Origin of the sequence: Avibacterium sp. 21-586 (genome assembly GCF_026226775.1) — a bacterium.
Lineage (GTDB): Bacteria > Pseudomonadota > Gammaproteobacteria > Enterobacterales > Pasteurellaceae > Avibacterium.
In genome coordinates, this window is record NZ_JAKKOD010000001.1 from 349,667 (window position 1) to 372,044 (window position 22,378).

Sequence of the window (22,378 nt, forward strand, 5' to 3'; positions counted from 1 at the left end):
ATGGAAAAGAGTGCGATTTATTCCGTTTCACAGCTCAACCAGCAGGCTCGCCAATTATTGGAGGGGCAGCTTGGGCTAGTGTGGCTCACGGGGGAAATTTCCAATTTCACCCAACCTGTTTCAGGGCATTGGTATCTCACCTTGAAAGATGAAAATGCCCAAGTGCGTTGTGCAATGTTCCGAATGAAAAATCTGCGCGTGCCGTTTCGCCCGCAAAATGGAATGCAAGTGTTGGTGCGTGCCAGTGTGAGTTTATATGAGCCACGCGGTGATTATCAGCTGATTATCGACAGTATGCACCCTGCAGGTGAGGGCTTATTGCAACAGCAATTTGAAGCCTTGAAAATGAAATTGGCGGCGGAAGGATTATTTGCGCAAAATCTGAAAAAAAATTTACCGCACTTTAGCCGCAAAGTGGGTGTGATCACTTCACCAACAGGGGCAGCGTTGCAAGATATTTTGCATATTTTACAGCGGCGCGATCCTAGCCTGAACGTGGTGATTTATCCCACCGCCGTGCAAGGCAAAGAAGCCGCCGATGAAATTGTACAAATGATCGAACTGGCCAATCGCCGTCAAGAAGTGGACGTGCTTATTGTAGGACGCGGTGGCGGTTCGTTAGAAGATTTATGGTGTTTCAATGAAGAAGCGGTGGCGCGCGCGATTTTTAATTCTGTGCTCCCTGTGATTAGTGCGGTGGGACACGAAACCGATGTTACCATTGCCGATTTTGTAGCCGATGTGCGTGCACCCACGCCCTCTGCAGCGGCAGAATTAGTAAGCCGTGATCAGCAAGAATTATTGCAACAGCTTAACTATAAACGTCAGCGTTTAGAAATGGCGTTAGATCGTCTATTTAATGAAAAAAGCCAAGCCTTAAATCAGCTTGTGTGGCGTTTGCAAAATCGCCATCCACAAATTCACTTTAATCAACAAAAAGCCCAGCTACAACAGCTTGCTTACCGTTTGCAGTTTGCAATGCAACGGGCTGTGGAGAAATCGCAGCAGCAAATCGCTACGCAACACCAGCGTTTGCATTTGGCAATGGAACGCAACCTTTCCTCGAAAAAGCAAGGATTACAGCAACTTAGCCAACACTTGCAACATCGCCACCCGCAAAAACAGCTTAATCAGCAAAAAGCCCAGATCCAACAGCTAGCCTATGGCTTAAGGTTAGCGATGCAACATTATTTGGCAAAAAAACAGCAAAATTTCACCGCACTTAATGAACGGCTGAATAATAATCCGCTGCCGTATCGTCTACAAAAGCAGACGCAACATTTGCAACAATTAAAAGTGCGGTTAGATTTTTGTGCAGAAAAACAGCTGACAAATAAACAAGGGCGTTTTGCCACCTTGTGCCAACGCTTGGACGGATTAAGCCCGCTGAAAATTCTTTCCCGTGGTTATTCCATTTCTGAGAATGAGCAAGGCATTGCAATTACCCAAGCTGATCAAGTGAAGGTGGGAGAGCATTTGAGAACTCATTTAATGAACGGCATAATTATGAGTCGAGTGGAACAGATTGAGAGCCAAAATTAGGCTGTAAGGTAATTATTTTAGCTATTGAGATAAGAGCGAAAAAATTTTTCGCTCTTTTAATTTATCTTACATATTGAAAAATATCTCTACTCTTCCAGCTTACCGCAAAAACGATAACCTTCACCGTGAATAGTTGCGATAATCTCTGGTGTAGCTGGATATTTCTCAAAATATTTACGAATACGACGAATTGTTACATCAACAGTTCTATCTTGTGGCTTTAGTTCACGTCCTGCCATTTTCTTTAATAATTCTTCGCGGGATTGGATTTTTCCTGGATTTTCACAAAAATGCAGGAGCGTTCTAAATTCACTTCGCGGTAGTTTAATAGGTTGAGCATCAGGGGTAATTAGCATATGGCTGTTAAGATCTAAAGTCCAACCATTAAAATGATATTGTTCTATTTGTATTTGTGGATTGAATACTTTTGGAGTATCTTGCATTGTGCGTTGTAAAATATTTCTAGCACGAATGGTTAGTTCTCTTGGATTAAATGGTTTGGTAATATAGTCATCTGCACCAATTTCTAGACCTAAAATTTTATCCACTTCATTGTTACGACCAGTTAGGAACATCAGTGCAGTATTTTTTTTCTCTCGCAGTTCACGGGCAAGCATTAACCCATTTTTCCCAGGTAGGTTAATATCCATGATCACAAGATCGATATTTCGATTCATTAGAATATTGTGCATTTGAGCGCCGTCAATAGCCTCAAAAACCTCATATCCTTCTGCCTCAAAAATATTTTTTAACGTGTTCCTTGTAATGGCTTCATCTTCAACAATTAGAATTTGTGGAGTAACCATATAATCTGTTTCCTTTACAGCTAAATTTTATTTAAATCCATAATAACTATGGGTATTCTAAGTTTCTCATTGTGTAATTGCAACATTATTGTAACACGTGTTAAAACCTTAGCTTTTAGAAATCACTTATATTTTATGATCTAAATCATAGAATTTAACCTATTTGAGGAATAAAAAGAAGTGCGCCAAAAATTTGGCGCGTCATTTTATCTGCTTAATCAAACAAGGCTTAACGTTTTTTCTTTTTGCCTCCTTGACGTGCTTTGAAGCGTGGGTTTTCTTTACAAATCACGTATACGATGCCTTGTCGACGAACCACTTTGCATTTGGGATGGCGAGTTTTGGCCGTTTTTAATGAGGAAAGTACTTGCATTATGTCTCCTTATTTTGATTTTAGTGCGCCGAATTTGCTATATCTGTTGAGGAAGCTACTTGCTCTTCCTTCGTTATTAATTTGTCTTGTTTTTCCAGTATAAAAAGGGTGTGATGCAGAAGAAGTATCGCACATAAATACAGGATATTCTTTACCATCTTCCCATTTCATTGTTTGTGTAGTTCTCGCGCAAGAACGAATCAAAAAACCTTGTTTTGCGTTACTATCATAAAACAGCACAGTCCGATAATTTTCTGGGTGAATGCCTTTTTTCATTTTAAAACCTCTTATTTTTTATTGCGAAATAACTAGGGCTAGTATGCTAGCTTAAATAAGAATTATTATCAAATATTATTTTTCATTAAAAAATAAGTGTGATGAGGAGGTAAGCGAATAAGATAAAGTGAAAGAACTCAAGACTTTTTGTACATTATGTAGGTTTATGCCGTGTTAGAATAAGAAAAACAAGATTTAAATATAATGAAAGTAAATAGACGTTACTATTCAATAGGCTAGGAAAAGAAAATGAAAAGAATTTTTACCTTTTTGCTTTGTTTTTGCACCGCACTTATGGCGCAGGCAGGGCTATTTGATAGCAAACCGCAATTTTTAAAAGCAGACGAAGCCTTTCAATTTTCAGCTCAATCTCAGGCAGAAAGTTTGCAATTGGCATGGCAAATTGCGCCAGATTATTATCTCTACAAAAAAGAAATCCTACTTGAACAAGGGGAGAGAAAGATTGCAAATTTACCTTTTCCACCAGCAGAAAAATATCAAGATGAATTTTTTGGTGAAACGGAAATTTACCGTGATCATTTAACCTTCAATGTGCCGATTTCATCAACCTCACCACAAACCTTTTCTGTTACCTACCAAGGTTGCACGAAAGGATTTTGTTATCCACCTGAAACCAAAATCGTGCAATGGCAGCCTTCAGCAACAAATTCAGCAGAAAAAACGGTGCAAAAAAACACCGCACTTATGCCTGACTTAGCGCCTGTACTAAATGAACAACAATCCTTGGCACAGCGGCTGTTTGAAAGTAAATATGCAGTATTTGGCTTTTTCTTATTAGGCTTAGGCTTGGCGTTTACCCCTTGTGTATTGCCAATGTTGCCGCTGCTTTCTGCGGTGGTGATTGGTAGTGGACAACGCCCTAGTACGGCACGCGCTTTGGGATTAAGTCTTGCTTATGTGCAAGGAATGGCGCTCACTTACACCTTGCTCGGCTTGGCTGTGGCTGCCATCGGCTTACCTTTCCAAATTGCGTTGCAAAGCCCTTATGTACTCATCGGGTTATCACTGATTTTTGTGTTGCTCGCCTTATCAATGTTCGGTGTGTTCACCTTACAATTGCCTTCATCATTACAAACCAAGCTCACCTTGTTAAGCCAAAAACAAAAGAGCGGTGCATTTGGCGGCGTGTTTGTGATGGGAATGATCGCAGGCCTTGTGGCATCACCTTGCACTTCGGCACCCTTATCGGGCGCATTACTTTATGTGGCGCAAAGCGGTGATCTATTTACTGGTGCAATCACCCTTTATTTGCTTGCTTTAGGAATGGGCGTGCCGCTGATTTTAGCCACCGTTTTCGGCAACCGCATTTTGCCAAAATCGGGCGAATGGTTAGAGAAAGTGAAAGTGATTTTCGGCTTTGTAATGCTTGCATTGCCCGTTTTCCTACTTTCTCGCATTTTGCCGGAAATCTGGGAAAACCGTTTATGGGCGTTGCTTGGCGTCTCTTTCTGCTTATGGGCAGGCTTACAAATCAAAGGGCAGGGCATTGGCTGGGTGCTGCGAATTGGCTTTTTTATCTTAGCGATGATCTTGGTGAAACCATTACAAACTTGGCTATGGAATGAACCTGATTTACCGCAAGCAATGCGCACTCATCAAACCACTTTCCAAAAAGTGAGCAGTTATGACGAGCTACAAAAAATCTTACAAAAAAACGACCGCACTTTTGCAATGCTTGATCTTTATGCCGATTGGTGCGTAGCCTGTAAAGAGTTTGAAAAATATACGTTTTCTGATCCTAACGTTCAGCAAGCCTTTGGCAATATCTTATTACTACAAGTAGATATGACAAAAAACAGTAATGAAAATAAAGCGTTAATGGAAAAGCTGGATGTGCTAGGGCTACCAACCATCATCTTTTTTGATAAGCAAGGTAACGAAATTGAACCCGCTCGTATTACAGGATTTATGAATGCGGATGAATTCTTAGCTTGGTTACAAAAAAGGCTGAAATAAAAAAGTGCGGTGTTTTTTCACCGCACTTTAGCTTTATTTATCATGCTCCCAAAGACGCCACCATTACTGCTTTAATCGTGTGCATACGGTTTTCCGCTTGATCAAAGGAGATGTTCATTGGTGATTCAAATACCTCTTCGGTTACTTCAATGCCGTTTGCTAAGTGCGGATATTTTTCAGCGATTTGTTTACCGATTTCTGTTTCGCAATTATGGAAAGCCGGTAGGCAGTGCATAAACTTCACTTTAGGATTGCCGCTGCGTCGCATTAGGTCGGTTGTTACTTGATAAGGCAACAGTAAATCAATGCGCTCCCCCCAGCTTTCAAGTGGCTCACCCATTGAGACCCACACATCCGTATGCACGAAATCTACCTCTTTCACGGCAAGATTAACGTCTTCTGTAATAGTGATTTTTGCCCCTGTTTGCTGTGCGAATTCTTGGCACATTGTGATCAATTCCGCTTCAGGTTGTAAGGCTTTTGGCGCACAAATTCGCACGTCCATGCCTAATTTTGCACCGATTAATAACAATGAATTACCCATATTATTGCGTGCATCACCGATATAAACATAACTAATTTGTGACAAAGGTTTGTCGCAATGTTCCATCATAGTGAGAACATCTGCGAGCATTTGAGTTGGGTGGAATTCATCGGTTAAGCCGTTAAATACTGGCACACCGGCATATTGTGCTAATTCATTCACAATCGCTTGCTTAAAACCACGGTATTCGATGGCATCATACATCCGCCCGAGTACACGAGCAGTATCTTTCATACTTTCTTTATGTCCAATCTGCGAGGAGGTGGGATCAATATAGGTAACATTTGCCCCTTGATCATAAGCGGCTACTTCAAAGGCACAACGAGTACGGGTGGAGGTTTTTTCGAAAATTAAGGCGATGTTTTTGCCCTTTAATTTGGGTTGTTCGGTGCCTGCATATTTGGCACGTTTTAAATCTTTTGCAAGTTGTAGTAAAAATCGAATTTCTTCTGGTGTGTGATGTACAAGGCTAAGTAAATGGCGATTTTTTAAGTTAAAGGGCATAATATTTTCCTCTCACGTTCGTTGTGTTTATAAATTTTATTGGTATATTACTGATTTATTTTAACTGAATAAAGGTAAAAATATGTTGGATGAAATATTATTGAGTTTAACCCATGAGCAACAGCAACAAGCGGTGGAAAAAATTCGGGTATTAATGGAACAAGGAATAAGTAGCGGAGAAGCTATAGCGATTGTTGCACAAGAATTACGCGAAAAATATCAGCATCAATAATTACAGCTTTCGCTGAATTGATTAAGCCTATAATGACCTAATAAAAAATTGTGATCTCTGTTTGATTTTTAAATATTTATCATTGATAAATAAGATGATTTATTTCAATATCCTTAAGGAGAAAGGGGTGAAGTATTTGATACTTTGCTAGTAATTACTGATCTTTTAGATCATCAATCCATTTGAGAGGTTAACGTTTTATGGAAGTGGGTATTGTTAAATGGTTCAATAATGCGAAAGGTTTTGGATTTATTTCAGTAGAAGGAAATGATTCGGATATTTTTGCTCATTATTCTGTTATAGAAATGGATGGTTACCGCTCATTGAAAGCTGGACAAAAAGTGAATTTTGAAGTGGTTCATGGTGAGAAAGGCTCACATGCCACCAAAATTATCCCTATTGCAGAATAAATATTGAAGGTTAAATAAATCGCAATTGATTTAATTTTTACCCGTATTTAATTATTTGGTTTATGATCAATAAGGCATAGATAGAATAATTTCTTTCTGTGCCTTACTTTTATTATCTTATAACGTATTCTTTCATAATCATTTTTGTAGTATGTTTTATGTCTTTTGCTGTATCAAGTGTTGATGGCATTTTATTGTGCTAATCTGTTAGAATAGCACAACTTTTATTTATAATCGTAGATCAAATTAATGGATAGCCAAAAAGTCATCAACGCCTTTGCGGAAACGGGCGTGCTGAGTCAGCATATTAAAGGATTTCGCCCCCGCGCCGAGCAATTAGAAATGGCGCAAGCGGTGACGGAGGCGATTTTAAATAAGCAAGCCCTTGTGGTGGAAGCAGGAACGGGTACCGGCAAAACTTTCGCTTATTTAGTGCCGGTGTTGCTTGCAGGCAAGAAAACCATTATTTCTACGGGCTCAAAAAATCTGCAAGATCAATTATTCAATCGTGATCTTCCTGCCATAAAAAACGCTTTGGGTTATACGGGCAAAATCGCGCTTTTAAAAGGGCGGGCCAATTATCTTTGCCTTGAACGTTTGGATCAACTAATTGCGCAAGGTGTATTGGGCGATCGCACCGTGTTAGCCGATCTTGCTAAGGTGCGAAAATGGAATAATGCCACTAAAACAGGGGATTTAAGCGAATGCGTGGAAATTGCGGAAGACAGCCCAATTTTGCCACAGCTTACCAGTACCACAGAAAGTTGCTTAGGTTCAGAATGTCCGAATTATGATGATTGCTATGTGGCAGCGGCGCGTAAAAAAGCCTTAAATGCCGATTTAGTGGTGGTAAATCATCATTTGTTTTTTGCTGATATGGCGGTAAAAGAAAGTGGCTTTGGTGAGCTGATTCCCAATGCGCAGGCGATTATTTTTGATGAAGCCCATCAAATTGCTGATATTGCAAGCCAGTATTTCGGCATTTCACTTACTTCACGTCAATTATTTGATTTATGTAAAGATGCCAATATTGTTTATCGTACAGAATTAAAAGATATGAAACAGCTTGGCGTGGCGGCGGATACCTTGCTTAAGGTAGTGCAAGATTTTCGTTTATTATTGGGCGAAGGCAATCGCCGTGGAAATTGGCGCGAATTGTATCAACCTTCAACAGCGCATTTGGCAGATAAAAGTGCGGTGCAAAAATGCGTAGAATTATTGCAAGAAAAATTGGCATTTTTATCTGATGTAGTGAAGCTTTCTTTGGGGCGTTCGCAAACCCTAGATAGCATTTTTGAACGTATTGCCAGTATTCAGGTGATTTTAAAACGTCTGCAAGAAACCCATTTAGTGGGGTATTGCTATTGGTATGAAACCATGGGACGAGGTTTTGGTTTATATATCACCCCACTCACTGTGGCGGATAAATTTGGTGAACAGCTAAGTCAGAAAGAAGCCGCGTGGATTTTTACTTCTGCCACCTTAGAAGTGGGGGGCAATTTTCAGCATTTTTGCCAACGCTTAGGTATTCAAAATGCCGCGCAGAAAATTTTGCCGAGTCCGTTTAATTATCCTGAACAAGCCTTATTATGCGTGCCACGTTTCCTGCCTGCATTAAACCAATCGCACACGCAAACGCAGCTCGGGCAAATGTTATTACCGATCATCGAAAAAAATCAGGGGCGTTGTTTTGTGCTTTGTACGTCTTATTCGATGATGCGTGGGCTGGCAGATTTTTTCCGTGAACACAGTGATTTAACCGTATTATTGCAAGGGGAAACGGCAAAAAGCAAATTATTAGAACAGTTTACCGCCCAATCTCACACCGTGTTGGTTGCCACGTCAAGTTTCTGGGAAGGGGTAGATGTACGCGGCGATGCCCTTTCTTTAGTGATTATTGACAAATTGCCGTTTACCGCACCTGATGAACCTTTACTTAAAGCACGAATGGAAGATTGCCGCTTGCAGGGCAAAGATCCGTTCAATGAGATCCAAATTCCCGAAGCCGTGATCACCTTAAAGCAAGGAGTTGGGCGTTTGATCCGTGATGTGACCGACCGCGGTGCTGTGATTATTTGTGATAGCCGTTTGGTAATGCGATCCTACGGTGAAACCTTTTTAAAAAGTTTGCCTAATGCCAAACGAACCCGAGATTTAAACAACGTAATCCAATTTTTAACAGAGAAAAAATAATGACAACTTTACTCGCTTTAGATACGTCAACGGAGGCTTGTTCCGTTGCCTTATTTCATAAAGGGAAAATTACCCATTTAGACGAATTGGCGCAACGCACGCACACAAAACGTATTTTGCCAATGGTTGATGAAATTTTAAGTCAGTCAGGCATTGCGCTCAATCAAGTCGATGCCTTGGTTTTTGGACGTGGTCCAGGCAGTTTTACTGGTGTGCGCGTGGGCGCAGGCATTGCGCAAGGGTTAGCATTAGGTGCTGATTTGCCGGTGATTCCTATTTCTAATCTTACCATAATGGCACAGCAAGCCTATGAGCAATATGGCTCAACACAGGTGTTATGCGCTATTGATGCAAGAATGAATGAAGTGTATTTCAGCCAGCTTAAGGCAGAAAAAGTGCGGTGGGATTCTCATCAATTTTTACAATGGAATGAAGTAGTTGCTGAGCAAGTGTGTTCGCCACAACAAGCCTTAGCCCTTGCCCAAGCAGAGCAAGGCGAGTGGTATAAAGTGGGCTCAGGCTGGGCGGCTTATGAAACTCTTACTGAGATAAATTGGGCGAAAGATTCGGACATCATTTTGCCTTCCGCCAAAGCAATGTTGCCTTTAGCCTTGCCTTATTACTGGCAGAAACAATGGATAAGTGCGGTGGAAATTGAGCCAGTTTACTTACGCAATGAAGTCACTTGGAAAAAGTTACCGGGGCGTGAATAACCAGTCAACATTTGGCACATTCGTAAGCTAGTGATAAAATCGGTAAGACTTAATAAAAATAATAAGGATAACAAATGGAAAAGCCTTGGTTTATTAATTATCCAGAGGGAGCAGAAAGGGAGCTGGATACCTCAGGCTATGAAAATATTTTAGATATGTTTGATAAGGCAGTGCGAGAACACCCTGATCGTGCCGCTTATATTAATATGGGGCAAGTGCTGACGTTTCGTAAATTAGAAGAGCGTAGCCGTGCCTTTGCTGCTTATTTACAAAATGAACTGACATTACAACAAGGCGATCCTGTGGCATTGATGATGCCAAATTTATTGCAATATCCTATTGCGTTATTTGGTATTTTACGCGCTGGAATGGTGGTGGTGAATGTTAATCCCCTTTACACGCCAAGAGAGCTAGAACATCAGTTACAAGATAGTGGTGCTAAAGCGATTATAGTGGTCTCGAATTTTGCTTCAACCCTTGAAAAAGTGGTGTTTAACACAGAAGTGAAACACGTTATTTTAACCCGAATGGGCGATCAGCTTTCTTTTGGTAAACGAACGCTGGTGAATTTTGTGGTGAAATACATTAAAAAGCTCGTACCAAAATATAAATTACCGCACGCTGTAACTTTCCGTGAAGTGCTTGCTGTGGGCAAATATCGCCAATATGTTCGTCCGCATTTAACCGGCAATGATCTTGCTTTCTTACAATATACGGGCGGCACAACAGGTGTTGCTAAAGGCGCAATGCTTTCTCATCACAATATTATTACCAATGTATCCCAAGCGAAATGGATTGCCTATCCTTTCGTGGGCGATCACACGCGCGAACGCAAAGCCATTCTAGCTTTACCGCTGTATCACGTTTTTGCTTTAACCGTAAACTGCTTATTATTTATTGAACTAGGGGTTACTGCGATTTTGATCACCAATCCCCGTGATATTGATGGCTTTGTTAAAGAAATGAAAAAATATCGCTTTATTGCCATCACAGGGGTAAACACCTTATTTAACGCCTTGTTAAATAATGAAAATTTCAAAGAAATCGATTTCTCGCAGCTTAAACTTTCCGTTGGTGGTGGAATGGCCATTCAGCAATCTGTGGCAACCCGTTGGCACGAAACCACAGGTTGTAACATTATTGAAGGTTATGGAATGACAGAATGTTCGCCACTGATTGCCGCTTGTCCAATTAATGTGGTGAAACACAACGGCACTATCGGTGTTCCCGTGCCAAATACGGATATTAAAATCATCAAAGATAATGGTGAAGAAGCTCAACTTGGTGAACCAGGGGAGCTTTGGGTGAAAGGGGATCAGGTAATGCAAGGGTATTGGAAACGGCCAGAAGCCACCGCAGAAGTGCTGAAAGACGGCTGGCTTGCCACAGGTGATATTGTGGTGATGGACGAATCTTATAGCTTACGCATTGTGGATCGCAAAAAAGATATGATCTTAGTTTCAGGCTTTAATGTGTATCCAAATGAAATTGAAGATGTGATTATGCTCAATTACAAAGTAGCAGAAGTGGTGGCCATTGGCGTACCAAATGAAGTGTCAGGCGAAACCATTAAAGTATTTGTGGTGAAAAAAGATGAAAGTCTGACGCGTGATGAGCTACGCCAACATTGCCGCCAGCATCTCACTGGCTATAAAGTACCGAAAGACATTGAATTTAGAGATGAATTACCAAAATCTAATGTGGGAAAAATTCTTCGACGCGTACTGCGTGATGAAGAATTAGCCAAATGACTAACGAATTAACCCTTGATTTTAAGGCATCCGTTTTTAGATGCCTTTATTTCTTTTTACTATACTAGCAATTTGTTGTTTCAATTTGCCCAATGGCAAATAATTGCTTAGAATGAGCAAGTTTTTATTTTTTCTTTTTATTTTGTGGGGACTTGACCGAAAGTGCGGTCAAATTTCAATTAATTTATGACAATTCTTGTTTTAGGCATTAACCATAAAACCGCTTCCGTGGCATTGCGTGAGAAAGTGGCATTTTCTGATGAAAAACGTCAGCAGGCATTGCAACAGATCGAGCAATCTGCTTTGGCAGACAGTGCTGTGATTTTGTCCACCTGTAATCGGACAGAGGTGTATTTTCATAATAAAGCCATTTCCCCACAAGATGATGCACAATGGCAACGCCAATGTGTTGATTGGCTTAGCAACATTCATCAGCTTGACAAAGAAGAGCTTAACCATAGTCTTTATATCAAACAAAATCAGTTTGCCACTCGCCATTTAATGCGCGTGGCGTGCGGATTAGATTCCCTTGTGCTGGGTGAACCACAAATTTTAGGGCAAGTGAAACAAGCTTATCAGATGAGTGAAGACTACTATCAGCAACATCAAGGGGCGATTTCTGGCCAGCTTTCTCGCTTATTCCAAAAAACCTTTTCCACTGCAAAGCGTGTACGCACGGAAACCAGTATTGGTGAAAATGCCGTGTCTGTGGCATATACCGCCTGTACTTTAGCGCGTCAAATTTTTGATAACCTACACCAACTGAATATTTTGCTCGTAGGAGCTGGAGAAACGATTGAATTAGTCGCTCGTCATTTATTACGCCACGGTGTGAAAAGTTTAACTATTGCCAACCGAACCCTTGCTCGGGCTGAACAACTGGTGGGAAAACTGGGATCCGCACAGAAAATTCGTGTGGTAGGGCTAGATGATCTTCAAGAGAGCTTAGATCAAGCAGATATAGTGATCAGCTCAACGGGTAGCCCAAACACCTTGATCAGCCAAGCAATGGTGCAGCAAGCACAGAAAAAGCGTTGCTACAATCCAATGTTGATTGTGGATATTGCTGTACCGCGTGATGTAGAAGAAAGCGTGGGAGAGGTGGAAAGTGTTTATCATTATACCGTAGATGATTTACAAAATATCATTCAGCGTAATCTCACGCAGCGCGAACAAGCTTCAGCCGAGGCAGAACAGATTATTGATGAAGAAAACCAAGCCTTTTTTGAGTGGCTTAAGGTCCATCAATTTTCTAATTTAATCCGCCGTTACCGTGAAGAAGCGGAGCAAACTCGGCAAGAAATGTTAGAAAAAGCGCTGATTTCCTTGCAGCAAGGCGAAAGTGCGGCGCAAATTTTGCAAGAATTAAGCTATAAATTAATGAACAAGCTCATTCATACACCAACCCAAGCAATGCAAGCAATGATGAAATCAGGCAATGCTGAAGGCTTGCAAGCGTTTTCCAAAGAAATTCAAACAAAACAAGAATAGGGCCGAACATCGGCTTATTTTGCACCGATCATATTAATATTCCAACCACATTTTTATATTGACATTAACCCTATGTTAAGGTTTATGCTATAGATCAATTTATTTACAGAAGGATCAAAATATGAAAGAAATTGTTTTAACGTTAAGTGATTTATCTTGCCAACATTGTGTAAAATCCGTACAGAAAACCTTAGATAACATTGTCGGTGTGCACAGTGCAGAAGTGAGTTTGGATAAAGCGGTTGTGGTAGGCGATGTTGAGCCACAAGTGCTGATTAATGCCATAGTTGAAGCTGGCTATCAAGCACATCTTGCTGATCATTCTGCAAAGTAAGTTCCCTACCCGAATCTTCCACAGAAACGTTAGAACCTGATCCTGTGGTAGTTGGACAACATCAGGATCAGGTTACTCTTTTGCTTGATGGCTTAAGTTGTGCCGCTTGCGTTATGAAAGTGCAAAAAGCCTTGCAAGCGGTACCACAGGTTGCTCAAGTGCAAGTGAATTTAGCGGAACAAACTGCTTTAGTCAATGGCAATGCCACGCCAGAATCGCTTGTTGCAGCTGTACAGCAAGCAGGCTATGGTGCAGAAGTGGTGAATGATGATGCGTTGCGAGTAGAAAAACAGCAAAGTAAAAGCGCTAAAGAAGTCAATCAGCGTAAATGGCAAGGCATTGTGGCTCTTGGATTAGGGGCAATATTAATGCTTTGGGGCTTGCTTGGCGGCACAATGAGAGTCAACCAAAACAATCACATTTATTGGCTCATGATCGGTGTGCTGACCTTGGTGGTGATGATTGTTACAGGCAAACATTTTTATCAAAAGGCGTGGCAGAATTTGCGCAATCGCACAGCTACAATGGATACCCTTGTCGCGTTAGGCACTGGCACGGCTTGGCTTTATTCTATGTTTGTTTGCATTAAGCCTGAGTTTTTCCCTGAAAATGCACGCCATTTATATTTTGAAGCGGCGGCGATGATCATCGGTTTCATCAATTTAGGTAAAATGTTTGAGGCAAAGGCGAAGCAACATTCTTCGCAGGCGTTGGCGCGCTTGTTAGATCTTACCCCTAAAACCGTCCATTTAGTTACGCCACAAGGCATACAAGACATTCCCCTTGCAGAAGTACAAGAAGGAATGCGATTACGCTTACAAACAGGCGAACGTGTGGCAGTGGACGGCACAATTACAGAAGGGCAAGGCTGGTTTGATGAAAGTATGCTAACCGGTGAGCCACTCCCAGTGCAAAAGCAAGCTGGCGATAAAATTAGTGCGGGAACGCTCATTTCAGATGGCACGGTGCTTTATCGTGCAGAACAAATTGGCGAGCAAACCACGCTGGCAAATATCATCAAATTAGTACGTCAAGCGCAGAGTAGCAAGCCCGAAATGGGGCAACTAGCAGATAAAATTGCAAGTATTTTTGTGCCAGTAGTCATTGCCATTGCCTTAGTTGCTGCTTTAGTTTGGTATATTCTTGGGCCTGTGCCACAATTTTCTTATAGCTTGGTCATTTTTACTACCGTACTCATCATCGCTTGCCCTTGTGCCTTAGGGCTAGCTACGCCAATGTCGATCATTTCAGGCATTGGGCGTGCAGCAGAATTAGGTATTTTGGTGCGAGATGCCGATGCCTTACAAAAATCTGCCAGTGCCAATACGATTGTTTTTGACAAAACGGGTACGCTGACAAAAGGTTCGCCAAAAGTTACCGCACTTTATTGTTTTAATGATTATACGGAAATGCAAGTGAGCCGGCTTGCAGCAAGCCTAGAGCAAGGGTCAAATCACCCTTTAGCTAAAGGGATTGTACAGTTTAATCAAGAAAAACAAGGCGAAATCAAACCACTTAACGCCTTTGCCACCTTGCAAGGTTTAGGGGTGAGTGGAGAAGTGGAAGAGCTTGAATTATTGCTGGGTAACCAAACATTAATGCTACAGCAAGGCGTGGATATTCAGCCTGCAATGGCGATCTTTAAACAGCAAACAGAAAGCGGCGCAACGGTGGTCTTTTTAGCTATCGCTCGTCAATTAGCTGGCTTATTTATAATTAGCGATCCACTGAGAGAGGATTCAGTTAAAGCGTTACAACGTTTACATCAGCAAGGCTATCATTTAGTGATGTTGACAGGAGATCAAGAAAAAACCGCCCGTACATTGGCGCAAGGTACAGCGATTGATAAAGTGATTGCAGGCGTATTGCCAGCTGAAAAAGCAAATATTATCAAAGCATTACAGCAAGAAGGACATAAAGTAGTGATGGTCGGAGATGGCATTAATGATGCACCAGCCCTTGCTCAAGCAGACGTGAGCATCGCAATGGGAAGTGGTTCGGATATTGCCATTGAAACCGCAGAATTAACTTTAATGCGTCATAATATTTCTGCTGTGGCCGATGCACTTTGTCTTTCCAAAGGGATTTTACGCAATATGAAGCAGAATCTGTTTGGTGCATTTATTTATAATATTTTAGGTATACCTATTGCTGCAGGGGGGTTGTATCCCTTGTTTGGTATTTTGCTTAACCCGATGATTGGTGGACTTGCAATGGCGCTGTCTTCGATCACCGTAGTGACTAATGCTAACCGCTTGCTAAAATTTAAAGTAGAATAAACGTGAAATCATTAATAAGGCTCATAATGAGCCTTATTTTTTGTGAATTAGACAAATAAAAAGAGTATAATCTGCTCATCTGACACACATTAAAAGTGCGGTGCTTTTTCTGAGAATTTTTGAGGCAATGATGTCATTACAATTTAACGCAATCGCCTTGCTACTGGTGATTTTAATTTTGCTTGGCGTGCTAGGTAACAACAGTTCAATCACCATTTCGGCTACGATTTTGCTGTTAATGCAACAAACCTTTTTGGCTAAATATATTCCTTTTATGGAAAAATACGGCTTAAATGTTGGTATTATTATTCTCACCATTGGCGTACTTAGCCCGATTATTTCTGGTAAAATTCCGTTACCTAATATTGGCACCTTATTGAACTGGAAAATGTTTTTAGCTATTGCCGTGGGTATGCTGGTTGCCTGGTTTGGTGGACGAGGTGTAAACCTAATGGGCGCGCAACCCATATTACTTACAGGATTGTTAGTTGGCACCATTTTAGGTGTTGCCTTTTTAGGAGGCATACCTGTTGGTCCTTTAATTGCTGCAGGAATTTTATCCCTATTCTTAGGGAAGAGCGGTTAAATATTTTCTTAGCTACATTATGGCAATACTTTGTTTTATGCTATAAATTTAAAACAGATAAGAGAAAAATATATCAGAAAGAAGGTAGTCAAGAGATAAAAATGCAATAAGACGATTGGAGCGGGAAACGAGGCTCGAACTCGCGACCCCAACCTTGGCAAGGTTGTGCTCTACCAACTGAGCTATTCCCGCAATAAATAAGGAGATTGGAGCGGGAAACGAGGCTCGAACTCGCGACCCCGACCTTGGCAAGGTCGTGCTCTACCAACTGAGCTATTCCCGCATATTCCATAAGGAATGGGGCGTATTATACGAAAATTTTTTACGCCCGCAAGTAAAATTATAAAAAATTTGATTGCTTGTTTAGTTATTGATCAGAAATCCACATTTTTCTTACTTCTTTGCAAACCAGCTAAGGCATTTTGATAAAATGTTCACGATAATAAGCTAATTCTGCAATGGATTCGCGAATGTCATCTAAAGCAAGGTGGGTATTTTTCTTACTAAAGCCTTTTAACATTTCGGGATGCCAGCGTGATGCCAGCTCTTTTAAGGTGCTGACATCAAGGTGGCGATAATGAAAATAATTTGCCAGATCTGGCATATATTTGAATAAAAAGCGTTTATCTTGTGCTACGCTGTTGCCACATATCGGCGATGTGCCTTTAGGCACCCATTTTTTTAAGAAATCTAGGGTTTGTAATTCCGCCGCACGTTCACTCAGCTTACTTTGTTTTACACGTTCAATTAAGCCATTTTCGCTGTGAGTCTTCTGACACCAATCATTCATTTTGACCAGTAAGTTATCGGGCTGATGAATGGCAAGCACAGGGCCTTCTGCAAGAATATTGAGATCTTTATCTGTTACAATGGTAGCGATTTCAATAATACGTTCTTTTTCTGGGTCTAAGCCTGTCATCTCTAAGTCAATCCAAATAAGATTTTGTTTATCTAATTGCATTAAGGTATCCTATGTGCGTTTTATTTTAATGAGTTCAGCATATTTTAACCGAAAACCAACCGCACTTTAAGGATTTATCTTTGAGCAAGAAAAAATTAACTTATAACCAGCAGCGTAGAATTCATTCTAACAACGCGAAAACACTACAACGTCATAAGTCAAGAAAAAGTGATGATATTCAGTGGCAAGATGAAATGCTTGGACCAACCCAAGAAGGTACCGTAGTAACCCGCTATTCTTTGCACGCCGATGTGGAAAATGCACAAGGTGAAATTTTTCGCTGTAATTTACGTCGCACGTTAGCGAATTTGGTCGTTGGGGACAAAGTGCTGTGGCGTAAAGGCAGTGAACAATTACAAGGAGTGAGCGGTGTGATTGAGGCGATTCATCCGCGTAAAAATGAAATTGCACGCCCTGATTATTATGATGGTTTAAAAGTTATTGCTGCTAACATTGATCGAATTATCATTGTTTCATCTATTTTACCAGAGCTTTCATTGAATATTATTGATCGCTATTTAGTGGTGTGTGAGAATGCCAATATTCCAGCGGTGATCGTGGTTAATAAAGTGGATTTGCTTTCTAAAGAACAGCGACTAGAAGTGCAAAAAAAATTAGCAATCTACCAAAAAATAGGATATCAAACTTTGATGATCTCCGCTAAACTAGGCGAAAATATGCAGAATTTTACTACGCTTTTATCTGAAGGAACATCAATTTTTGTTGGGCAGTCAGGCGTTGGTAAATCCAGTTTAATTAATCGAATTTTACCTGAAGTTGATGCCCAAGTCGGAGAAATTAATGAAAGCTCTGGATTAGGAAAGCATACCACCACATCATCTCGCCTTTATCATTTATCAGATGGGGGCGACTTAATTGACTCACCTGGTATTCGAGAGTTCGGTCTATGGCATTTAGATGAAAATCAAATAACTAAAGGCTATAAAGAATTTCGGTATTTACTTGGTACTTGCAAATTTAGAGATTGTAAGCATTTAAATGACCCTGGTTGTGCGTTACGGGCTGCAGTAGAAGCGGGAAAGATAGATCCAGTTAGATTTAAAAATTACCATAATTTGATTGAAAGTTTATCTTCAAGCAAGAAAGGTAGACACTTTTTTACACATATCAATGGTTAAATAAAGGTTAATAACCGTATAAAAAAACAACGTTTCAAAGTTTTTTTTGTGATGTAGTTCAAATTTTACATTGATTAGGGTTGATTATTGTTGTGTTAAGTTTAATACTATCTCTAGATTTATTTTTAGCAATGAAATAAATACTAAAATTTAGATAGCGTACACTTGCTGTTTGATTTTAAAATGACATTTATTTAAACAATTTATTAAGAGGATTTTACTATGTATTCAAAAGATGTTGAGATTATTGCACCGAATGGTTTACATACTCGCCCAGCAGCTCAGTTTGTAAAAGAAGCCAAAGCTTTTGCTTCTGATATCACAGTAACTTCTGGTGGAAAAAGTGCAAGTGCGAAAAGTCTTTTTAAATTGCAAACTTTAGGCTTGACACAAGGAACTGTGATTACTATCTCTGCAGAAGGAGAAGATGAACAAAAAGCAGTGGATCATTTAGTCGCTTTAATTCCTACTTTAGAATAATTATATTTTAGCCACAAACCTTATTTTTAATCGTGTATTTATATGGTTGTGGCTATTATTCTATTTATGTTATAGCCAAATTTAATTATTAGTTCGGAAGGTCACTATGATTTCAGGTATTCCAGCATCCCCTGGCATTGTTTTCGGTAAAGCACTTGTTTTAAAAGAAGAAAAAATCGTACTTGATACGCAAAAAATTCAAGACGATCAAGTTGAAGCTGAGGTAGCACGTTTTTATGAAGGGCGTAATGCTGCTGTTGAGCAATTAACTGCAATTAAAGATAGAGCTTATGCTTCATTAGGAGAAGAAAAGGCCGCTATCTTTGAAGGTCATTTAATGATTTTGGAAGATGAGGAATTAGAAGAAGAAATCATTGATTATTTACGTTCTAATAAAGTGAATGCAGCTGTTGCTTCAAGCACAATTATTGATCAGCAAGTAGCAATGTTGTCAGAAATTGATGATGAGTATTTAAAAGAGCGTGCAGGGGATATTCACGATATTGGTAATCGCTTAATTAAGAATATATTAGGTATGCATATTGTTGATCTTGGCGAGATTAATGAAGAGGTTGTGCTTGTCGCGTATGATTTAACCCCATCAGAAACAGCACAGCTTAATCTTGATAAAGTACTTGGCTTTATTACTGATATTGGTGGAAGAACTTCTCATACATCAATTATGGCGCGTTCATTAGAATTGCCAGCGATTGTGGGAACAAACACCGTTACTCAACAAGTAAATACGGGCGATTTCTTAATTCTTGATGCGGTTAATAATCGTGTTTATGTAAATCCAAGCCAAGAAGAAGTTGATCGCTTAAAAGCGCTAGAAGCACAATTAGCTGAAGAAAAAGCAGAATTAGCTAAATTGAAAGACTTACCTGCGTTGACTTTAGACGGACATCGTGTAGATGTTGTCGCTAATATTGGTACTATTCGTGATGTGGAAGGGGCAGATCGTAACGGTGCCGAAGGCGTAGGTTTATACCGTACTGAATTCTTATTTATGGATCGCGATCAACTTCCAACAGAAGAAGAGCAATTTATTGCGTATAAAGAAGTGGTTGAAGCGATGAATGGCCGTTTGGTGGTATTAAGAACGATGGATATTGGTGGAGATAAAGAATTACCTTATTTAAATCTACCAAAAGAAATGAATCCATTCTTAGGCTGGCGTGCAATTCGTATTGCATTAGATCGTAAAGAAATTTTACATGCGCAACTAAGAGCGGTATTAAGAGCTTCAGCTTTTGGTAAATTAGCGGTCATGTTCCCAATGATTATTTCAGTGGAAGAAATTCGCACCTTAAAAGAAGAAATTGCGCTATTAAAAGACCAGTTACGCAATGAAGGCAAGGCTTTTGATGAAAATATTCAAGTTGGTGTGATGGTGGAAACCCCATCAGCGGCAGTGAATGCGAAGTTCTTAGCGAAAGAAGTGGATTTCTTCAGTATTGGTACGAACGACTTAACCCAATATACTCTGGCAGTGGATCGCGGAAACGAGTTAATTTCTCATTTATATAATCCAATGACACCATCTGTATTGAATTTAATTAAGCAGGTGATTGATGCTTCTCACGCCGAAGGTAAATGGACAGGGATGTGTGGTGAATTAGCAGGTGATGAAAGGGCAACCTTATTGTTACTTGGTATGGGTTTAGACGAGTTTAGTATGAGTGCAATTTCAGTACCAAGAATCAAAAAATTAATCCGCAATGTAAACTATCAAGATGCAAAATTGCTTGCGGATAAAGCCCTAGAGCAGCCAACAGCAGCAGATATTGAAAAATTGGTTGCAGACTTTTTAGCAGAAAATGCGTTAAAGTAGATACCAATTACTCAAGTTTTGGGCTAAAATAGCCCAAATATTCACTTAGTAGGAGACTAAAAATGGGTTTTTTTGATAAATTATTTGGTTCAAAAAGCAATAAAACCGTTGAAGTAGAGATTTATGCACCGCTTTCAGGTGATATTGTGAACATTGAAGATGTACCAGATGTTGTTTTCTCAGAAAAAATTGTTGGTGATGGTATTGCAATTCGCCCAGCAGGTAACAAGCTTGTTGCACCTGTTGATGGTATTGTAGGCAAAATCTTTGAAACTAATCACGCCTTTTCAATTGAATCTACTGATGGTGTGGAATTATTCGTTCACTTTGGTATTGATACCGTTGAGTTAAAGAGTGAGGGATTCAGACGTATAGCCCAAGAAGGGCAAACGGTAAAACGTGGTGACACGATTATTGAACTAGACTTAGAATTATTAGAAGCTAAAGCTAAATCTGTGTTAACTCCAGTTGTTATTTCTAATATGGATGAAATTAGCCATATTGATAAGAAAACAGGGCAGGTTATAGCTGGTGAATCTGTTGTTCTTGTGGTAAAAAAATAAACTATTTTTGAGCTAGTAAACACAGCTTCATTCCTTTTAGTGTAATTTTAATTTTCCCATTATATAGAATCGCCCACTTCCCTTTTTAGGAAACTAAGTGGGCGATTCTTTTCCTATTAGCTCCCAATTTTAGTTGATTATCAGGATTTTCTTTTCTGTGTTTGCTAAATTTTATCCTTACAATAAGGTCGATTTTATAATAAAAATACTGATGTTAATCGTATCATATAAGCTTAACTATGAGATATCACTAAGCCTTTGATTATATTTACATCATTATTTTTTATCATAACTAACGGTAAATTTTAAATTAATTACCCTTATGGCGATGAATATTGCATTAGACTTCAAATTAAAATTAGGACAAATATGCTTGATAATTAGGCTCATTTGTAGTTTAATTGCCCATCCAAAATGGGTAACTCTCATTTTACATTTTATTTTAATATCCACTCTAAGTCTTTTTTAGAGTAACCATGATGGAGTTTTTTATGACATTTAAATACGGGAAATTATCTTTAGCTATTTTATCTGTAGCTGTAATGGCGGGATGTAGCGCTCAAAAGTTACATTGGCAGAATACAAAATCTGTTGCCTATACGGATGTTGTCCCTGAAGGACGTTCATCCGTCGTTATTTATCGTCAAGATGGGGCGATTGAAGGACCGACAGTTAATACTTATATCAATGGCGAATATTTGGCTTCTTTACAACCAAATGCCTACCGTCAAGAGACGGTTTGTGCCGAAAATCAACGTTTATATGCGGAGTTTACTCACCAAGACCCAGGTTATCGTGAAAAAGCAAAAGACGGTACATATTATGATTTACCTGTCAATGCGGTGTCATTCTTTAAAGTGGTTTCCCACAATGGAAGACCAGCTTTACAAGCTGTCGCACCAGAACAAGCGAAAGAAGAATTAAAAGGGTTGCCAGAGCAAACCCATACCTTAGCTCGTGTGGACCACTTAAAATCTTGTCCTAAAGTGTTAAAAAAATACAATCTAGAGGCCTCTGCCCTATTCAAATTTAACCGTGCAGATTATCAAAATATGCTACCAAAAGGTAAACAAGAAATTGCCGAAGTGGCAGCAGACATTAAACAAAATCTAGATAAGATTGCTGATATTGTTGTTGTAGGCCATACCGACCCAGAAGGTAATGACGCATACAACCTAAAATTATCGACAAAACGTGCAGACACCGTGAAAAGAGCGCTTACTGCTGGTGGCATTGATGGTCGTCTAATTAAAGCGGAAGGGCGTGGAGAAACGGAATTACTTATTGCAAATTGCCGTGAATTACATCCGAAAAATGCCAAAGCACGCCAAATGTGTAACCAACCAAATCGTCGTGTAAGCATTGTTGTACACGGAACACAAGAATAATG

At 39.9% G+C, this 22,378-nt stretch carries 21 protein-coding genes and 2 tRNA genes; 16 read left to right on the top strand and 7 right to left on the bottom strand.

Annotated elements, in window-relative coordinates; translation table 11 throughout:
• Nucleotides 1-1,542 carry an exodeoxyribonuclease VII large subunit gene (gene xseA / locus L5B71_RS01640; RefSeq protein ID WP_265756589.1) on the top strand — a complete coding sequence of 514 codons (1,542 nt, stop codon included), beginning with the start codon at nucleotides 1-3 and terminating at the stop codon, nucleotides 1,540-1,542.
• A gap of 86 nt (nucleotides 1,543-1,628) precedes the next feature.
• Here the strand turns inward: xseA and arcA are convergent, their stop codons facing one another.
• The 3 genes from arcA to L5B71_RS01655 all read right to left on the bottom strand — a co-directional run bounded on the left by arcA (nucleotide 1,629) and on the right by L5B71_RS01655 (nucleotide 2,997).
• On the bottom strand, nucleotides 1,629-2,348 hold the full coding sequence (gene arcA, locus L5B71_RS01645; RefSeq protein ID WP_265756591.1) for a two-component system response regulator ArcA: 720 nt from the start codon (nucleotides 2,346-2,348) through the stop codon (nucleotides 1,629-1,631).
• Between the two features lie 229 nt (nucleotides 2,349-2,577).
• Nucleotides 2,578-2,721 carry a type B 50S ribosomal protein L36 gene (gene ykgO / locus L5B71_RS01650; protein WP_265756594.1) on the bottom strand — a complete coding sequence of 48 codons (144 nt, stop codon included), beginning with the start codon at nucleotides 2,719-2,721 and terminating at the stop codon, nucleotides 2,578-2,580.
• Nucleotides 2,722-2,730: 9 nt separating this feature from the next.
• A complete protein-coding gene (locus L5B71_RS01655; RefSeq protein WP_265756596.1) occupies nucleotides 2,731-2,997 on the bottom strand; it encodes a type B 50S ribosomal protein L31 in 267 nt (88 codons plus the stop codon).
• Between the two features lie 249 nt (nucleotides 2,998-3,246).
• On the opposite strand from L5B71_RS01655, the gene L5B71_RS01660 reads away from it, so the two are divergent.
• Nucleotides 3,247-4,974 carry a protein-disulfide reductase DsbD gene (locus tag L5B71_RS01660; RefSeq protein WP_265756598.1) on the top strand — a complete coding sequence of 576 codons (1,728 nt, stop codon included), beginning with the start codon at nucleotides 3,247-3,249 and terminating at the stop codon, nucleotides 4,972-4,974.
• Nucleotides 4,975-5,014: 40 nt separating this feature from the next.
• Here L5B71_RS01660 and L5B71_RS01665 read toward each other — a convergent pair whose 3' ends face one another.
• Nucleotides 5,015-6,022, bottom strand: a complete 1,008-nt coding sequence (locus L5B71_RS01665) for an ornithine carbamoyltransferase (RefSeq protein WP_265756599.1) — start codon at nucleotides 6,020-6,022, stop codon at nucleotides 5,015-5,017.
• A gap of 82 nt (nucleotides 6,023-6,104) precedes the next feature.
• On the opposite strand from L5B71_RS01665, the gene L5B71_RS01670 reads away from it, so the two are divergent.
• The 9 genes from L5B71_RS01670 (at nucleotide 6,105) to L5B71_RS01710 (ending at nucleotide 16,011) form a co-directional block, all read left to right on the top strand.
• Nucleotides 6,105-6,254, top strand: a complete 150-nt coding sequence (locus L5B71_RS01670) for a YoaH family protein (RefSeq protein ID WP_265756600.1) — start codon at nucleotides 6,105-6,107, stop codon at nucleotides 6,252-6,254.
• A gap of 200 nt (nucleotides 6,255-6,454) precedes the next feature.
• A complete protein-coding gene (gene cspD / locus L5B71_RS01675) occupies nucleotides 6,455-6,664 on the top strand; it encodes a cold shock domain-containing protein CspD (RefSeq protein WP_265756601.1) in 210 nt (69 codons plus the stop codon).
• Between the two features lie 249 nt (nucleotides 6,665-6,913).
• Nucleotides 6,914-8,857, top strand: coding sequence for an ATP-dependent DNA helicase (locus L5B71_RS01680; protein WP_265756603.1), 1,944 nt, complete (start codon nucleotides 6,914-6,916; stop codon nucleotides 8,855-8,857).
• Entirely contained in the window at nucleotides 8,857-9,570 is a 714-nt protein-coding gene (gene tsaB / locus L5B71_RS01685) for a tRNA (adenosine(37)-N6)-threonylcarbamoyltransferase complex dimerization subunit type 1 TsaB (protein ID WP_265756604.1), read from the top strand. Before L5B71_RS01680 ends, tsaB begins: the two co-directional genes overlap by 1 nt.
• Nucleotides 9,571-9,644: 74 nt before the next feature.
• Complete coding sequence (gene fadD, locus L5B71_RS01690) at nucleotides 9,645-11,321, top strand: long-chain-fatty-acid--CoA ligase FadD (protein WP_265756605.1); 1,677 nt, start codon at nucleotides 9,645-9,647, stop codon at nucleotides 11,319-11,321.
• A gap of 186 nt (nucleotides 11,322-11,507) precedes the next feature.
• Entirely contained in the window at nucleotides 11,508-12,812 is a 1,305-nt protein-coding gene (gene hemA, locus L5B71_RS01695) for a glutamyl-tRNA reductase (RefSeq protein ID WP_265756606.1), read from the top strand.
• Nucleotides 12,813-12,933: 121 nt separating this feature from the next.
• Nucleotides 12,934-13,146 (top strand): cation transporter, encoded by a 213-nt coding sequence (locus tag L5B71_RS01700; protein WP_265756607.1) that lies wholly within the window; start codon nucleotides 12,934-12,936, stop codon nucleotides 13,144-13,146.
• Between the two features lie 113 nt (nucleotides 13,147-13,259).
• On the top strand, nucleotides 13,260-15,425 hold the full coding sequence (locus L5B71_RS01705) for a copper-translocating P-type ATPase (RefSeq protein ID WP_265757763.1): 2,166 nt from the start codon (nucleotides 13,260-13,262) through the stop codon (nucleotides 15,423-15,425).
• A gap of 130 nt (nucleotides 15,426-15,555) precedes the next feature.
• A complete protein-coding gene (locus L5B71_RS01710) occupies nucleotides 15,556-16,011 on the top strand; it encodes a DUF441 domain-containing protein (RefSeq protein WP_265756608.1) in 456 nt (151 codons plus the stop codon).
• A gap of 116 nt (nucleotides 16,012-16,127) precedes the next feature.
• On the opposite strand, the gene L5B71_RS01715 is transcribed toward L5B71_RS01710, so the two are convergent.
• From L5B71_RS01715 to orn, 3 genes are all read right to left on the bottom strand, one after another.
• Nucleotides 16,128-16,203 (bottom strand) — tRNA-Gly (locus tag L5B71_RS01715).
• Between the two features lie 15 nt (nucleotides 16,204-16,218).
• Nucleotides 16,219-16,294 (bottom strand) — tRNA-Gly (locus L5B71_RS01720).
• Nucleotides 16,295-16,423: 129 nt separating this feature from the next.
• Nucleotides 16,424-16,972 (bottom strand): oligoribonuclease, encoded by a 549-nt coding sequence (gene orn / locus L5B71_RS01725; RefSeq protein ID WP_265756609.1) that lies wholly within the window; start codon nucleotides 16,970-16,972, stop codon nucleotides 16,424-16,426.
• 80 nt (nucleotides 16,973-17,052) lie between these two features.
• Between orn and rsgA the strand changes: the two genes are divergently transcribed.
• The 5 genes from rsgA (at nucleotide 17,053) to L5B71_RS01750 (ending at nucleotide 22,376) form a co-directional block, all read left to right on the top strand.
• On the top strand, nucleotides 17,053-18,111 hold the full coding sequence (rsgA, locus tag L5B71_RS01730; RefSeq protein WP_265756610.1) for a small ribosomal subunit biogenesis GTPase RsgA: 1,059 nt from the start codon (nucleotides 17,053-17,055) through the stop codon (nucleotides 18,109-18,111).
• 222 nt (nucleotides 18,112-18,333) lie between these two features.
• Nucleotides 18,334-18,591, top strand: a complete 258-nt coding sequence (gene ptsH / locus L5B71_RS01735) for a phosphocarrier protein Hpr (protein ID WP_100295592.1) — start codon at nucleotides 18,334-18,336, stop codon at nucleotides 18,589-18,591.
• A gap of 106 nt (nucleotides 18,592-18,697) precedes the next feature.
• A complete protein-coding gene (ptsI, locus tag L5B71_RS01740; protein WP_265756611.1) occupies nucleotides 18,698-20,425 on the top strand; it encodes a phosphoenolpyruvate-protein phosphotransferase PtsI in 1,728 nt (575 codons plus the stop codon).
• Between the two features lie 62 nt (nucleotides 20,426-20,487).
• Entirely contained in the window at nucleotides 20,488-20,988 is a 501-nt protein-coding gene (gene crr, locus L5B71_RS01745) for a PTS glucose transporter subunit IIA (protein WP_265756612.1), read from the top strand.
• A 491-nt stretch (nucleotides 20,989-21,479) separates the two neighbouring features.
• Nucleotides 21,480-22,376, top strand: coding sequence for an OmpA family protein (locus L5B71_RS01750; RefSeq protein WP_265756613.1), 897 nt, complete (start codon nucleotides 21,480-21,482; stop codon nucleotides 22,374-22,376).
• The last annotated feature ends 2 nt before the right edge of the window (nucleotides 22,377-22,378 follow it).

What these genes read in the sequence shown, in the direction of transcription:
- xseA (WP_265756589.1), top strand. Translation starts at nt 1, where the DNA reads ATGGAAAAGAGTGCGATTTATTCCGTTTCACAGCTCAACCAGCAGGCT.
- arcA (WP_265756591.1), bottom strand. Translation starts at nt 2,348, where the DNA reads ATGGTTACTCCACAAATTCTAATTGTTGAAGATGAAGCCATTACAAGG.
- ykgO (WP_265756594.1), bottom strand. Translation starts at nt 2,721, where the DNA reads ATGCAAGTACTTTCCTCATTAAAAACGGCCAAAACTCGCCATCCCAAA.
- L5B71_RS01655 (WP_265756596.1), bottom strand. Translation starts at nt 2,997, where the DNA reads ATGAAAAAAGGCATTCACCCAGAAAATTATCGGACTGTGCTGTTTTAT.
- L5B71_RS01660 (WP_265756598.1), top strand. Translation starts at nt 3,247, where the DNA reads ATGAAAAGAATTTTTACCTTTTTGCTTTGTTTTTGCACCGCACTTATG.
- L5B71_RS01665 (WP_265756599.1), bottom strand. Translation starts at nt 6,022, where the DNA reads ATGCCCTTTAACTTAAAAAATCGCCATTTACTTAGCCTTGTACATCAC.
- L5B71_RS01670 (WP_265756600.1), top strand. Translation starts at nt 6,105, where the DNA reads ATGTTGGATGAAATATTATTGAGTTTAACCCATGAGCAACAGCAACAA.
- cspD (WP_265756601.1), top strand. Translation starts at nt 6,455, where the DNA reads ATGGAAGTGGGTATTGTTAAATGGTTCAATAATGCGAAAGGTTTTGGA.
- L5B71_RS01680 (WP_265756603.1), top strand. Translation starts at nt 6,914, where the DNA reads ATGGATAGCCAAAAAGTCATCAACGCCTTTGCGGAAACGGGCGTGCTG.
- tsaB (WP_265756604.1), top strand. Translation starts at nt 8,857, where the DNA reads ATGACAACTTTACTCGCTTTAGATACGTCAACGGAGGCTTGTTCCGTT.
- fadD (WP_265756605.1), top strand. Translation starts at nt 9,645, where the DNA reads ATGGAAAAGCCTTGGTTTATTAATTATCCAGAGGGAGCAGAAAGGGAG.
- hemA (WP_265756606.1), top strand. Translation starts at nt 11,508, where the DNA reads ATGACAATTCTTGTTTTAGGCATTAACCATAAAACCGCTTCCGTGGCA.
- L5B71_RS01700 (WP_265756607.1), top strand. Translation starts at nt 12,934, where the DNA reads ATGAAAGAAATTGTTTTAACGTTAAGTGATTTATCTTGCCAACATTGT.
- L5B71_RS01705 (WP_265757763.1), top strand. Translation starts at nt 13,260, where the DNA reads ATGAAAGTGCAAAAAGCCTTGCAAGCGGTACCACAGGTTGCTCAAGTG.
- L5B71_RS01710 (WP_265756608.1), top strand. Translation starts at nt 15,556, where the DNA reads ATGTCATTACAATTTAACGCAATCGCCTTGCTACTGGTGATTTTAATT.
- orn (WP_265756609.1), bottom strand. Translation starts at nt 16,972, where the DNA reads ATGCAATTAGATAAACAAAATCTTATTTGGATTGACTTAGAGATGACA.
- ptsH (WP_100295592.1), top strand. Translation starts at nt 18,334, where the DNA reads ATGTATTCAAAAGATGTTGAGATTATTGCACCGAATGGTTTACATACT.
- ptsI (WP_265756611.1), top strand. Translation starts at nt 18,698, where the DNA reads ATGATTTCAGGTATTCCAGCATCCCCTGGCATTGTTTTCGGTAAAGCA.
- crr (WP_265756612.1), top strand. Translation starts at nt 20,488, where the DNA reads ATGGGTTTTTTTGATAAATTATTTGGTTCAAAAAGCAATAAAACCGTT.
- L5B71_RS01750 (WP_265756613.1), top strand. Translation starts at nt 21,480, where the DNA reads ATGACATTTAAATACGGGAAATTATCTTTAGCTATTTTATCTGTAGCT.